The 12,572-nt window shown below is 73.8% G+C and carries 9 protein-coding genes; 1 reads left to right on the forward strand and 8 read right to left on the reverse strand.

The features are described 5' to 3' along the window. Positions 1 to 419: 419 nt before the first annotated feature. The 4 genes from ACIPSE_RS02155 to ACIPSE_RS02170 are packed head-to-tail and all read right to left on the reverse strand — an operon-like array spanning position 420 to position 3,121. Entirely contained in the window at positions 420 to 578 is a 159-nt protein-coding gene (locus ACIPSE_RS02155; RefSeq protein ID WP_175439233.1) for a DUF6760 family protein, read from the reverse strand. Further along, complete coding sequence (locus ACIPSE_RS02160) at positions 575 to 1,078, reverse strand: hypothetical protein (protein WP_401656420.1); 504 nt, start codon at positions 1,076 to 1,078, stop codon at positions 575 to 577. Before ACIPSE_RS02160 ends, ACIPSE_RS02155 begins: the two co-directional genes overlap by 4 nt. Next, the gene (locus ACIPSE_RS02165) at positions 1,075 to 1,515 is read right to left on the reverse strand and encodes a phage tail protein (RefSeq protein ID WP_041127466.1); all 441 of its coding nucleotides are present in this window, start codon (positions 1,513 to 1,515) and stop codon (positions 1,075 to 1,077) included. The genes ACIPSE_RS02160 and ACIPSE_RS02165 overlap by 4 nt, the downstream gene beginning before the upstream one ends. A 46-nt stretch (positions 1,516 to 1,561) precedes the next feature. Beyond that, a complete protein-coding gene (locus ACIPSE_RS02170; protein WP_401656422.1) occupies positions 1,562 to 3,121 on the reverse strand; it encodes a phage tail sheath family protein in 1,560 nt (519 codons plus the stop codon). A 241-nt stretch (positions 3,122 to 3,362) separates the two neighbouring features. Between ACIPSE_RS02170 and ACIPSE_RS02175 the strand changes: the two genes are divergently transcribed. Next, complete coding sequence (locus ACIPSE_RS02175; RefSeq protein WP_401656424.1) at positions 3,363 to 5,489, forward strand: DUF4157 domain-containing protein; 2,127 nt, start codon at positions 3,363 to 3,365, stop codon at positions 5,487 to 5,489. A 51-nt stretch (positions 5,490 to 5,540) separates the two neighbouring features. Here ACIPSE_RS02175 and ACIPSE_RS02180 read toward each other — a convergent pair whose 3' ends face one another. The 4 genes from ACIPSE_RS02180 to ACIPSE_RS02195 form a co-directional block, all read right to left on the reverse strand. Further along, positions 5,541 to 7,628, reverse strand: a complete 2,088-nt coding sequence (locus ACIPSE_RS02180) for an AAA family ATPase (protein ID WP_401657634.1) — start codon at positions 7,626 to 7,628, stop codon at positions 5,541 to 5,543. Positions 7,629 to 7,645: 17 nt separating this feature from the next. Beyond that, entirely contained in the window at positions 7,646 to 8,353 is a 708-nt protein-coding gene (locus ACIPSE_RS02185) for a DUF4255 domain-containing protein (protein WP_401656426.1), read from the reverse strand. After that, positions 8,350 to 11,544, reverse strand: coding sequence for a hypothetical protein (locus tag ACIPSE_RS02190; protein WP_401656428.1), 3,195 nt, complete (start codon positions 11,542 to 11,544; stop codon positions 8,350 to 8,352). The genes ACIPSE_RS02185 and ACIPSE_RS02190 overlap by 4 nt, the downstream gene beginning before the upstream one ends. Before the next feature lie 280 nt (positions 11,545 to 11,824). After that, positions 11,825 to 12,517 carry a response regulator transcription factor gene (locus ACIPSE_RS02195; RefSeq protein ID WP_401656430.1) on the reverse strand — a complete coding sequence of 231 codons (693 nt, stop codon included), beginning with the start codon at positions 12,515 to 12,517 and terminating at the stop codon, positions 11,825 to 11,827. Positions 12,518 to 12,572: the final 55 nt, after the last annotated feature.

Genomic DNA, 12,572 nt, shown 5'->3' on the forward strand with positions numbered 1-12,572 from the left:
CTCCCCTCCGTACCGCCCGGAGCAGCAGCGGCCCGCCGCCCGCGCTCGTGGCCCGGGGAGCACCCGCCCGGGTCACTCCGCTCACCAGCCCCGACGGGGCCGTGGGCAGCAGGGCGTGGCCCATCCCGCTGTCGAAGGACGGGTTCTGCCAGGCGGTGAGGCCGGAGCGGAAGGCGAGTCCGTCGCTGACGCCGGACATGGCGCGGGAGACGGTCAGCGCGGGCGGAGCCGTCCGGCGCCAGCCGCCGTCCCAGTCGGCGGGCAGGGAGGAGGCAGGGGAGGGAGCGGGCGCGGAGGCGCCCGGCCCGTCCGAACCGGCGTCGGCCGCGGGGACACCGCCGCCGTCGCCGGGTGCGGCGGAGCCGCCGGCGCCACGGCGGCGCAGCCTGTCCCGCCACCGCCCTCCACCAGCCATCTGCTCAACCGCTTTCGTTCATACGGGTGTTGATACGGGCGATCTCCGCCACCCACTGCTGGCGTTCGCCGTGCGTGAGGTCGAGGATCTCCTCGCGCTCCCAGTGGAAGTGGTAGGCGATGTACGCGATCTCCTCCCGGAGCCGGGGAAGGGCGTACGTCACGATTCCCCCAGGCGCCCACCCGAGAGGTCGACCTCGAAGCCGCCCTCGCAGTGCGGGCAGGTGACGGCCGCGCGGGTGTGGCCCTCGCTGTTGACGCGCCGGTAGAAGTCCTGGAGGAACGCCACGTCGGTGGCGTACATCCGCTCGACGATCCCGGCGTGCACGTCGGTGACGGTGCCGAGCCGGGTGATGACCTGGCTCAGCAGCACCACGCTCAGATACGCGGGGTTCTCCTTGACCCGCAGGTCGATCTGCGGACGCAGTTCGTCGCGGGCGGTGGCGAGCCGCATCGAGCCGTGCCGGTGCACGGTGCCCGTCTCGTCGACGTAGCCGCGGGGCAGTTCGAACTCGAACTCGGTGCGCAGCCCGTTGTCGTGGTCGTCGCGGCGCGGCGGGGCGGCGGCCGGAGCGGGGGCCGCCGCCTGGTCCGGCGCCGGGGCGGGCGCCGTGACCTGGAGGAGGTCCTCCAGGTTGCCCGCCGTCACCGTACGGCGTCTCATTCGACGACGATCTCCTCGAACGTGATCGTGACGGACTCGGTGGCCGGGGAGGACTCGCCGGCCTTCAGCGAGGGGCCCTCCCACTTGGAGGCCCAGCCCTGCATGAGCTGGATCCGGCGGACCGTGTTGCCCTCGGTGTCCTTGATCTCGATGGTGAGGTTCTGCCGAGCGGTGTTGACGGCCCCGTTGTTCAGGGTCTCCTTGATCCACTGGGTGAACTCGCTGCTCTGGTCGAGTCCCCGGGTGATCGTGATCTCGCCCGCCTGCCGGGCGCCCGGCTGCTTGCGGATGATCTGCTTGCCCTCGGCGGTGACCTGCTTGACCTCTACGACGTCCTCCTCGACGGTGAAGCCGCTGATCTCCTGGATGGACTCCACCAGGTATCCGCCGAGCTGCACGCCGAAGACGTGGGTGGAAAGAGCATCGCCCGTTGCCATGACTGTCTGTCAACCTTTCCTTAGCGAACCGCGAACGACCCGCTGGTCACTCGTCGATGAGGCTGGTCGTGTCGGAGAACTGCGCCAGCCGGAAGACCACGAACTCGGCGGGCTTGACCGGCGAGACGCCGATCTCACAGACGACCCGGCCCTGGTCGATGGACTCCTGCGGGTTGTTGTCGCGGTCGCACTTGACGTAGAACGCCTCGTCGGCGGTCCGGCCGAACAGGGCGCCGCGGCGCCATTCCTCGGTGAGGAACGCGGTGACGTTGCGGCGGATGCTGGACCACAGCCGGTCGTCGTTGGGCTCGAACACGACCCACTGCGTGCCCAGGAGGATGGACTCCTCCAGGTAGTTGAACAGACGGCGCACGTTGAGGTAGCGCCAGGCCGGGTCGGAGGACAGGGTGCGCGCGCCCCAGATCCGGATGCCGCGGCCGGGGAAGGCGCGGATGCAGTTCACGCCGATCGGGTTGAGCAGGTCCTGCTCGCCCTTGCTGAGCCGGAGTTCGAGGTCGACCGCGCCGCGGATCACCTCGTTGGCCGGGGCCTTGTGGACGCCGCGCTCGGCGTCGCTGCGGGCCCACACACCGGCGATGTGACCGCTCGGCGGGACGGTGGTGTTGCGGCCCACGGCCGGGTCGAAGACCCGCACCCAGGGGTAGTAGAGGGTGGCGTAGCGGGAGTCGTAGCCTGCCTCGTCGTTGCGCCAGGTGCGCACCTGCTGGGCGTTGAGCCCGGGAGGCGCGTCGAGGACGGCGACCCGGTCGCCCATCTGCTCGCAGTGCGAGATGACGGCGAGCTGCACGGTGCGTACGCCCTCGGCGTCGATGTCGCCGCGCTGGTAGGCGCCCATGAGGTCGGGCACCGCGACCATGGTGATCTCGTCGATGGTCTCCAGACCGCCGAACCCGGTACGGGCCGCCGCGTCGCCGACGTACTCGGCGGGGTCGATGCGGGCCAGTTCGCCGGAGCCGTTCGTGGCGGGCGCGCCGGCGGCGTCGGGGACGGCGACGGTCTGCGCGGCGGGCTTGGTCTGGGTGGCGCCGCGCTGCTCGGTGACCTCGATCAGCTGGGAGCCGCGGGTCTGGGTGACCAGGTAGCCCTTGACGTTCTTGCGGGTGGAGGCGTCGTACGTCTCCACGACCTCGTCGCCCTTGCGGACGAGGATCCGGAAGCGGTCCTCCGGGGGGTTCTCGCCGTCGGCGTCGGCGACCTCGACGGAGACGCCGGTGGCGCCGGGCTTGGCGGCGATGAGGAACCCGCCGAGCTCGACGGGCTGCACGGCCTTCGCGGACTTGCCGCCGTTGACCGACGGGCCGGAGGCGGAGGCGGACTCCGCGGCCCCTCCGATGCGCACGACGTAGGCGGCGCCGCCACCGTTGGAGAAGTAGCCGTAGAGCGCGTGCGCGAGATAGGTGCCCTCGGTGAAGCCGCCGAACACCTGGGAGTACTGGTCCCAGCTCGTCACCAGCGTCGGCGCGTGGAACGGGCCCTTCTCGGCGAAGCCGACGAACGCGGCGACGGCCGTACCGACGCCTTCGATCGGTCGAGCACCGGACTGCACCTCCTCCACGTACACGCCCGGGGTGAGGTACGTCGGCATGCGCGCTCCTTAAGCGTCCTTTTCACCTGTGTCCAGGCCGAGTCTGCGCCGCGGGGCGGGCGAGCGGGAGGTACCGGCGGACCTGACCGAGGGCAAGACCGATGCCTTTCCGGACGCCCCTCACCGACCGCCCGGACGCCCCCGGGCGCTGCCCGCGCGTTGCCCGCGGGGGCATGGACGGCGGGCGGACGGGCACGGTGAACTGGTGGGTCACAGTGGCGGGCCGACGAGGAGGCAGCGGGTGCAGACGTCCAGGCCGCACGGCGAGCGGGCGGAGACCGGGGCCCCGCGGGCCGCGCGGGGCGAGAGCGCCGCGCGCCGGACGCCGTCGGCGGGCGCCGCCGTACCACCGCCGTTGACGGCCGACGTGCTGCGCGCGGCCCAGAGCGGCGCGGGCAACGCCGCGGTGAGCGGCATGATCGCCCGCCGGATGCGCCCCTCGCCCGGCCCGCAGCAGCAGGACACCGGGGTGCGCCAGGTGCTGGGGTCGGCGGGCAAGCCGCTGGCGGGCCCGGTCCGCAAGGAGATGGAGTCCCGCTTCGACACGGACTTCTCGGGCGTGCGGCTGCACACGGGGGCCGCCGCCTCCCGCTCGGCACAGGCCATCGGCGCGCGCGCCTACACCTCGGGCAGCCATGTCGTCCTGGGGGCCGGGGGCGGCGACAAGCACACGCTGGCCCATGAGCTGACGCATGTCGTGCAGCAGCGCCAGGGCCCGGTGTCGGGCACCGACCACGGCAACGGGCTGCGGATCAGCGATCCTTCGGACCGTTTCGAGCGGGAGGCCGAGAGCAACGCCCGGCGGGTGATGTCGGGGCCGGTGCCGGTGGCCCGTGCGGTCGACGGACCCGGCCACGGCCACGAGCACGGAGGCGGGGCGCCCTGCTCGGGTGGCACCGACGCCGTGCAGCGCCTGGTCGGGTTCGAGGTGGAGCTGAGCGTGCCGAGCTTCGAGTCGCACGCGCCGGACGGGCTGAACCCGGTCGGCGGGCGTCAGCCCTCGCCGGAACTGGGCGGGTTCTTCCACGGCGGGTTCCCCTACGCGGCGACCGTGATGAGTGAGGAGAACCTGACGATCCTCACCGACCACAACTCCCTCGCGCGCCGCGTGCGGGTCCTGCACTCGCTGCTGTCCAAGCTGCCCAACGGGACCGGGGACATGGCCGTCACCGGGCAGATCGCCTCCTCGATGAGCAACCTGGAGTACGTCACCACGCCGTTCGACGAGATGGCCGCCGGCTCCGACGCCGCGGTCAAGAAGGTCGCCGACCGGATCGACGAGCACGTGAACGCGATCTTCGCGCAGAACCCGCGCGCCAACTCCTTCCGGGTGCCGGGTTCGCCCGTCGCCTGGACCGGTACGCCCATGGACGCGCTCCAGGCGTGGCTGGGACCGGAGTTGTGGGGGCACCCCAACATCCAGACCGCGGTCAAGGCCTTCCAGGAGGACATCAAGGCCGAGATGTACGTCCAGGCCACTCTCGGCGTGCTGCCCTCCGGGCTGCCGTCCCTCTACAACTTCCAGGCCACCGACGTGAATCACGACTCCCGGCGGGTCAAGGGCAAGGAGCACATCGCGGACGGCTGGCGCGACGCCGCCGCGGCGATCAACCGGTCGGTGCCGACGCTCCGTTCGGACGTCGTGCCGCGTCTGATGCCCGGTCTGGACAACGGCGACCAGGCCGCCCTGACCGGCACCCTCGCCCTCGGACTGTCGTACGCGATCGGCTCGGCGATGATCGAGGCGGGCGTGCGCGGGCCGACGTCCACCACGAAGAACGCGGTGCCGTTCCTGCTCAAGCTGGCCAACCTGGGCGGCATCCGGAGCATGGCGACCACCGACAAGCTGCGCGAGCAGCTCGTCGGGCAGGACGTGCTCGGGCACCTCGCCGCGTGGATGCACGGGCACATCCCGGAGACCGGGGTCGCGCACTGGGAGAAGCTCCTGGACAAGTACCCGGACAACACCCCGAACCCGACCGACCCGGCGTACGGCACGGGCGCGACCGGGGCCGCCAACACCGCGCAGATGCTGGAGAGTCTGCTCAACGGCACGGACTTCCCGGTGGTCGCCCCCGGCAAGGCGCTGCCGCGCGCGGACGAGCCCAACGCGGCGATCGTCCCGTACATCGGCGGCCAGAAGGGCGCGCCGGTCGAGATGCGCTGGCTGACCACGCGGGCCACGGAACCCGGCCAGCTGTGGCGGATGTTCAAGACGATCATGGACGAGGCGCGCAAGGCCAACCTGGCGACGGTGCCCTCCGACCAGAGTGCCGCGATCTGGGCGGCGGCCACCAGCACGAGTGCGGCACCGGCAGCCGCCTCCAGCAGCACGACCCAGCAGGCCGAGATGATGGACATGGACTAGGGGGCTGTGCGGGACTCTCGCAACACCCCCTGGGAGGCGGGCCGGGGGAGGTCAGGCCCCCACCGCGTCCGCGAGGTACGGCCCGAACTCCCCCTCCAGCACCAGCCGTCCGAGCTTGCGGTACTCCTGGGCGATCGCGGTGACCGTCTGGCGCATGGTGAGCGGTGTGCCGGACTCGGCGGCGAGGTAGGCCGCGGTGACCGCACAGGCGCGGATCGACCCGCCGGCCAGTTCGAACCGGTCGGCGCAGAACGCGAGGTCGAGGTCGTCGGCGCGGGGCAGCCGGCCGCCCAGGCAGCGGTCCCACAGGGCGAGCCGCTGGCCGGCGTCCGGCACCGGGAAGTCCGCGACGACGTCGAGGCGGCGGGTGAACGCCTCGTCCAGGTTGGCCCGCAGGTTGGTGGTCAGCACGGCGATCCCGTCGAAGGACTCCATGCGCTGGAGCAGGTACGCGGACTCGATGTTGGCGTGCCGGTCGTGGGCGTCCTTGACCTCGGAGCGCTTGCCGAAGATCGCGTCGGCCTCGTCGAAGAGGAGCACGGCGTTGACGGCCGACGCCTCGGTGAAGATGCGCTCCAGGTTCTTCTCGGTCTCCCCGATGTACTTGTCGACGACGGTGGACAGGTCGACCACGTACAGGTCCATGCCCAGGTCCGCGGCGACGACCTCGGCGGACATCGTCTTCCCGGTGCCGGACTCGCCGGCGAACAGCGCGATGACGCCCCGTCCCCGGCCGCCGCCGGGCCGCATCCCCCACTGTCCGAGCACCTGTTCGCGGTGGCGGGCGCGCAACGCCAGTTCCCGCAGCCGCCGGTGGGTGGTCGGTGGGAGCACCAGATCGTCCCAGCCGACCCCGGGCTCCACCCGCCGGGCGAGCCGGTCGAGCCCGGCACCGTTCTGCGCCCGTACGGCGATCCGCAGATCGTCGGGCGCCACGGAGCGCCCGTCCAGGGCGGCCGTACGCACCGCCGCGTCGGCGGCCCGGCGCAACTGCCCGGAATCCAGCCGGTGCGCGGCGACGGCCAGAGCGAGCTCCTCGAAGTCCCCGGCCGGGGCGTCTCGTTGCGGGACGCCTGCGTGCGCGACCCCTTCGGCCGCCGCCTCCAGCGCGTACCGCCACCGTTCGGCCTGCCGCGCCGGTGACGCCGCGCCGACGGTCAGCGCTACCGGGGTGTGCGCCGCCCAGGCCGGGTCCCAGCCGATCGTGCCGTGGGTGAGGAGCGGGACGTCCGGCAGCGCGGCGCACGTGGCGGAGAGCGCGCGGGTCCGTGCGGCCGGTTCGTCCGGCAGCGCGGCCAGCGGGCCGAGGACGACCCCGGCCCCGGTCAGCCGCGCTTCGAGGGCGATCACCCGGGCGAGCGCGGGCGCGTCGGCCGCGCGGCGGGCGAGTGCGGCCGTGTCCAGGACGAGCGGGCGCAGCCCGGCCGCGCGCAGCGCGGCGACGGCCAGACCTTCGGCGTCACCGCCCCGGCTGCGCAGATGGACATGTCCGGTCGCGACGGCCGCGGCCACCCGGTCGGCGCCCTCGGCGGTGGGGTCCTCGCGGACCTCGCCGAGCAGCCCGGCGAGCCGTGCGTCGGGCCGCGGGTCGCCGAGCAGATGCGCGGTGACCCGGTCGGGAACGGCCAGCACCCGTGAGAGCGGGGGCCGTTCGGCCTCGGTGATCTCCACCAGGCCGAGCGCGACGAGCGGCGCCCCGGGCGCGAGCCGGAACCGCGCGGCCGACGCGCCGCCGAGGCCGCACAGTTCCAGCGCGAGTCCGACGGTGGGCCGGCGCCGGGTCAGGTCGTCGTTGAGATAGCCGTAGAGGCGTTCGAAGCGGGCGTCCAGGTCGGGGGCCAGCGCGACCAGCAGCAGATCGAGGTCGAGCGGGGTGAGCCCGAACCGCCGCCGGAGCAGGCCGAGCCGGGAGCCGTCGGGCGGCAGCCAGTCGTCCTGCGCGGGCATGCCGAGTCCGCCGGGCTCGTCCAGGATGCGTGCCGCGGCCTCCGGGGTGAGGTACTGCCCCCGATAGGGGTCGTCCGGGTCGGGGTCGACGGCCCGCCGCGCGGCGACGGCCTCGCGCACCCGCGCCTCGACGGTCCCGAGCCGCTCCCACAGCGGATCGGCTCCGACGGACGGTTCCCCGGCACCGGTCATCGGCTCCACGGTGTACGTCACGGCTGCCGGTCCCCTCTGCGTCGCCTCCGCCCCGGTGCGGCCGGCCGGTCGCGCGGGCCGGTGAAGCCTTCGCCGCCGGGGTCGCCGGCCTCGGTGTAGCGCAGCCGGCGGCCGGGGCTCGCCTCCTCGCCCGTCCGCGCGGCGGCGGTGCGGACGACGAGGCCCTCGGTGACGGGCGGCGCGGCGGCCTTGGTGACCCCGGCGAGCGGGGCCTGGACCCGTACGCCGAGGGACGCCTTCATCTCGCCGCCGAGCGCGGACCAGACGTCCGCCGCGGCGGGCGCGTCCATGCCGGGCCCGGCGGTCTCCAGGGCGACGGTGAGGCCGAGTTCGGCGAGCGACCCGGTGAGCAGCCCGGCGGGCACGGTGTCGTGGGCCACCAGGGTGCCGAGCACCTGGGACAGCAGCCGGTGCTCGTCCTGCGGGCGGCTGGCCCACGCGGTGACGAGGTAGGTGAGCTGGAACCAGCGGGGCGGGGAGCGCCGGGCGACGAGGTGCCCGTCCTCGTCGTAGACCTCCCCGGCGCCCGCGCCGCGGCGTACGGCGTCCTCGCGGATGTCGTACAGGAACACACAGACGGTGGGGGCGCTGCGGCGGGCCGCCCAGTCGCGGGTGGGGGCGTCGAAGGCAACCTCGATGCCGGACGCCTCCAGGCCGCTCCCGGCGAGCAGCCGTCTGAGCCCTTCGTCGACCTCGTGGATCACCGGCGGGTCACCTCGTCCGGCGGCTGCACACTGCCGTTGACGACCAGGAAGTCGGTCTTCACCGGGGAGAACCCGGGGCCGCGGGCGGTGATGGTGCGCGGCCCGGTCTGGTCCTTGGCGAGGATGAGGAGCTGCCCGATGAACGTGCCGTCGGCCTTCGGGACCGTCGGCGCGGCGGCGGCGGTGATCCCCGGGTTCCACTTGAACCGGACGGGCACGCCCGGCGGGAAGTCCTTGCCGCGCACGGAGGTGACGAAGCCGGGCTTGCCGATCTCCGGCACGGCGATGATCTTCGGCTGGAGGATCCGGATGCGTTCCCTGGCGGTGTTGTCGCCCTTGTCCGCGTCCGTGCCGGTGGTGGTGAGCACGCCGGTGACCTGTCCGGTCATCGCCTTCCTGGGGCTGAGGACGACCCGGACGACGGTGCTCGCGCCCTGGGTGAGGTCGGGCAGCGCGCACACCCAGTCGGTGCCGCAGCCCGCGGGCGGCCCGCTGTTCGGCAGCCCGGCGGGCAGGCCGATCCTCAGCCGCAGCCCGGTGGCGAGCGCGTTGCGGCCGTTGCGGACGGTGTACGTCACGACGACCTTCCCGCCGACGTACCCGGGATTGGGCTGGGCCTTGACCGTCACCCCGGGTCCGGCGGCCGGCGCCTCGGGTTCGGCGGGCACGGTGGGCGGCGCGGTCGTGGGGGTCGGCGTCGGGGTCGGCGTCGGGGTGGGCGTGGGCGTGGGGGTCGGCGTCGGGGACGGCGACGAGGGCGGCGGGGTCGCCTCGACGACCGGGATCACGGTGCGGCCGGTGTTGTCGCCGGGATCCGGGTCGAGCACCGTGCCGGTGACCGACCAGTCGACGGGCGCGTCCCCCGGGGTGAGCCCGGTGAGCGTCACGTCCACCGGCACGGTGGTGCCGGGTTCCACCACGCCCAGGTCGCACTGGAGGGAGGCGGCCTCGCAGGTGCCGCCGGGCCAGGTGACGCCGGTGACCTGCACGCCGGCGGGGGGCACGAGGGTCAGGGTGGTGCCGGGCGAGGCGGCGGGGCCGTTGTTGACCACGTCGACCCGGACGGTGACGGAGTCGCCGACGGTGACCTCGGGCGTGGTGCCGGGCGCGGTGAGCGCGAGGTCCACGGACTGCTGGACGGCGGGTTCCTTCTGGCGGCCGGCGAGGTCGTCGGTGAGCGGGGTGACGGTGCCGGAGTCGACGTCCAGGAGGCTGAGCTTCTCGGGGCTGTTGACGGCGGCGTCGGCGCGCGAGCTGAACACGAGCCCGGTGCCGTCGGCGGTCCAGGCGGCGTCACGCGGCTGGTGCGGGCCGGTCGTGGTGGTGTCGGGCAGGTCCCGGCCGCAGGCGCCCGGCACTCCGCGCGCGGCGGTGGGCAGCAGCACCTGGCAGTCGGTGCCGTCCGCGGAGGTCAGCAGGAGGCCGTTCTCCTCGTCGATCTGTCCGGCGCCGTTCTTGCGGTTGAAGGCGATGTCGCGGCCGTCCGGGGAGAACGCGGGGCTGTCGTCGATGACCGCGCAGGCGCCGGGGCAGTCGAGGGCGCTCAGGTCGGTCTGCCGGGTCAGGTCGGCGACGGGCACGGTCCACACGTGCTTGTTGCCGCCGCCCCCGTCGATCTCCATGCTGCGGGTGAAGGCGAGGGTGGTGCCGTCGGAGGACCAGGTGGGCTGGGCGTCCTTGCCCTGGAGCTGCCCTGCGGGCGGGACGACCTCCCCGGTGACGGCGCCGGTGGCGACCTCGGCGATGAGGATGCGGCTGGCGCCCGCGGCGTCGCCCACCCCGCCGGGCGAGGTCCGGGTGAAGGCGAGGTACTTGCCGTCCGGGGAGAACGTGGGGTCGGTGTCCCAGTCGGTCGCGGCGCGCCCGTCGAGGTCCATCGGCGCCGCGTTCGTCCCGTCGGCGTCGGCCATCCAGATCCGCTCGATGCGGCCGTCGGCGCTGTCCTCGAAGCGGGTGAGGACGATCCGGCGGCCGTCGGGCGTGTAGTTCTGCCGCTCGGTCCACGGGTCGAAGCCGTCCGCGGGCTGGAACAGCGGGTCCTTCGCGGGATCGGTGTTGGTGTCGGCCGCGGGATCCTCCTCGAGGATCGTCAGGCCGAGGTCGCGGGGGTCGGAGCCGTCGGCGCGGGCGTCCTGGAGGGTCACCACGTGTCCGGTGGCCGCGGAGGTGCGCTCCACGACGGCCCGGCCGCCGTCCACGGTGCCGAGCCAGGTCGGCGCGAGCACGTCCCGGTCCTCGTTGAGCACCAGCGACGGCACCTGGTCGGAGTGGGCGGTGGAACGGAACACGTGGTCCCAGTCGCCCTCGCACTCACAGGTGATCTCGGGGCTGAGGAACACCAGACCGTCCCCGTCGGGCAGCCACGCTGCCCCGTGGGCCCGCCAGGTCGCCTGGGCGCCCGCGAACAGCGGCTCGTCGGCGCTTCCGTTGGTGATCCGCAGCCGGGGGACGGACTGCCCGTCCTCGGTCGTGGTGGCGGTGTACGCGATCCAGTCGCGGTTGACGTCGTCGTCGACGGGGTTCCAGGCGGGCTCGGAGGCCGTGCCGTTCGCCGGGCCGGTGAGCCGGGTGGCGGTGCCGCCGCTCAGGTCCCTCACGTAGATCTGCTGCCCGGCGAGGGTGTCGCTGTCGCTGGTGTACGCGATGCGCTGCCCGTCGGGCGAGACCGTCGGGTCCTCCTCGTTCGCGGAGGTGTCCGTCAGCCGGGTCAGTCCGGTGCCGTCGGTGCGCACCAGGTACAGGTCGCGCTGGGTGCCGCCGCCCAGGACGGCGGACGCGGCGGAGTCGAACACCACCGACCCTCCGTCGGGGGTGAGTTGGGGGTGCGCCGCGTCCATGCCGGTGGTGAGGCGCAGCACCGAGCCGTCGGCGGCCCGCAGATAGATCTGCGGGTTCTTCTCGTCGCGGCGGCTCGCGAACACCAATTGCTCGCCCAGGGCGGACGGCTGGGTGTCGTAGTGGGCCGGGCCCTCGCCGAACAGCGGGGTGCTGGAGGTGGTGGTGGCGACCTCGCCGAGGCTGCGGTGCCCGGTGCCGGCGTAGGCGACCCGGGTCTCCGCGCCGTCGGCCGCCGCCGCCTCGGCGCTGCCCGGTCCGGCCGCCGCGGTCACCCCGAGCAGGGGGATCAGCAGCAGGATCGAGGTACCGAGCCTCCCCAGGCGGTACCGGCCGCCGGGGCCAGCGGTTTCCATCACGGTCCCCTTTACGCAGTCTGGTGCGGCATCCGCCGGGCTCTCCAGGGGGCGACCCCCGGACCTGCGGCGGACGGAGCAGAAGAACAGGCCGGCTGAGGCGGCCTGGGCGGGCACCGCGCGGCACACGGACGCGGAAGGCGGCACGCATGCGCGGAAGATGCCCCCCACCACCCTCCCCCGGCCGTGCCCGGCACGGCAGGGCCGAGGGGCCGTACCCGGGGGAAGCGCGCGCTGCGCTTTCGGGCAACGGCCCCTTCCCGGGGGCCGGACAGGGCGGCTATATGAGCCCGTTGCGCAGGGCGTAGCCCACCGCGTGGGCGCGGTTGCGCAGTTGGAGCCGGGTGGTGATCTCGTGCAGCACGTTCTTGACGGTCCGTTCGGAGTACGAGGTCTTGCGGGCGATCTCCGCGGTGTCCAGGCCCTCCGCCACCAGGCGCAGCATCTCCGCCTCGCGGGAGGTGAGCGTGGACAGGGACACGGCGCCGGGGTCGAGGGCGGCGCGCTGGAGGCTGCCGACGTGGTGGAGGAGTTCGCCGAGCAGGTCGCCGGGCAGCACGCCCTCGCCGTTGGCGGTGGCCGTGACCAGCCGGACGAGCTGGTCCTGGTCGGCCTCGGAGCGGCGCAGCACCGCCGACACCCCGCATTCGATGACGCGTTGCAGTCCGCCGGCCCCGAGGGTGCCGATGACCAGACCGGTGCGGGTGGCGTTGTTGTAGCGCAGCCGGTTCAGCAGGGCGGCCACGTCGTCGTCGATGCCGTCCACGACGACGAGCGAGACCTGGGCCCGCTCGGCGTCGGCGTCGTCGACGAGTTCGGTCTCCGGGCGCTGGCGCAACTGCTGGACGACGCCCGCGCGCAGCACGGGGTCGGCGGCGTAGACGGCGACGGTGACCCGGGCGGGGCGGGCGGAGCGAGAGGTGCCGTGGATCGAGCCGTCCGGGACGAGTGCGCGGGTCGTGGCGTCGGACATGGCAGGGCCGATCTCCTCTGCTGCGCGGAACATGGGGGTACCCGTTTTCATGAGT

It is taken from the genome of Streptomyces sp. NPDC090106 (assembly GCF_044747265.1).
Taxonomy (GTDB): Bacteria; Actinomycetota; Actinomycetes; order Streptomycetales; family Streptomycetaceae; genus Streptomyces.

Bases quoted from the DNA above. Each gene is read 5' to 3' on its own strand.
- ACIPSE_RS02160 (WP_401656420.1), bottom strand. From the start codon at position 1,078: ATGAGACGCCGTACGGTGACGGCGGGCAACCTGGAGGACCTCCTCCAG.
- ACIPSE_RS02170 (WP_401656422.1), bottom strand. From the start codon at position 3,121: ATGCCGACGTACCTCACCCCGGGCGTGTACGTGGAGGAGGTGCAGTCC.
- ACIPSE_RS02180 (WP_401657634.1), bottom strand. From the start codon at position 7,628: ATGACCGGTGCCGGGGAACCGTCCGTCGGAGCCGATCCGCTGTGGGAG.
- ACIPSE_RS02165 (WP_041127466.1), bottom strand. From the start codon at position 1,515: ATGGCAACGGGCGATGCTCTTTCCACCCACGTCTTCGGCGTGCAGCTC.
- ACIPSE_RS02195 (WP_401656430.1), bottom strand. From the start codon at position 12,517: ATGTCCGACGCCACGACCCGCGCACTCGTCCCGGACGGCTCGATCCAC.
- ACIPSE_RS02190 (WP_401656428.1), bottom strand. From the start codon at position 11,544: ATGGAAACCGCTGGCCCCGGCGGCCGGTACCGCCTGGGGAGGCTCGGT.